The sequence below is a fragment of the Nguyenibacter vanlangensis genome, from assembly GCF_013376155.1.
Taxonomy (GTDB): Bacteria; Pseudomonadota; Alphaproteobacteria; order Acetobacterales; family Acetobacteraceae; genus Gluconacetobacter; species Gluconacetobacter vanlangensis.
Genome location: NZ_JABXXP010001136.1, coordinates 1 through 656, shown reverse-complemented (window position 1 = coordinate 656; position 656 = coordinate 1). Strand labels below are relative to the sequence as shown.

The following is a 656-nucleotide window of genomic DNA, read 5'->3' as shown; positions in this document are numbered from 1 at the left end:
CGCGCACCGTCCTGACCCGCGCCTTCGACGTGACGGACCGCGCGGCGGTCGAGGCCGGGGTGCGCAAGATCGAGGATACGGACGGCCCGATCCGCATCCTGGTCAACAATGCGGGCATCCAGCGCCGCGCGCCGCTCGACGCCTTCCCGCCCGAGGACTGGGCCGAACTGATGCGCACCAACCTCGACAGCGTCTTCTTCGTCGGCACCGCCGTCGCGCGCCACATGATCCCGCGCGGCGCGGGCAAGATCATCAATATCGGCAGCGTGCAATGCGAACTGGCGCGGCCCGGCATCGCGCCCTACACCGCGTCCAAGGGGGCGGTGAAGAACCTGACGAAGGGCATGTGCGCCGACTGGGCCCGGCACGGGCTGCAGGTCAACGCGATCGGCCCGGGCTATTTCGAGACGCCGCTGAACCGCGCGCTGGTCGAGGACCCCGAATTCAATGCCTGGCTGAAGAAGCGCACCCCGGCCGGCCGCTGGGGCCGGGTCGAGGAGCTGCAGGGGGCGGCCGTCTTCCTGGCCTCGGACGCATCGTCCTTCGTCAACGGCCAGACATTATATGTGGATGGGGGCGTATTGTCGGTCCTGTGACCGGCGGCGGGACGGAAACCTCCAGCAGCGCGCGGACCGCCTGCGCGCTGCGGCGCGCCC

General features: G+C 70.3%; 1 protein-coding gene. It reads left to right on the top strand.

Annotated features, from left to right (window positions below; translation table 11 throughout):
* Positions 1-596, top strand: a 596-nt coding sequence (locus HUK84_RS21715) for an SDR family oxidoreductase (protein ID WP_176641984.1), incomplete at its 5' end; no start/stop codon positions are given.
* Positions 597-656 lie beyond the last annotated feature (60 nt).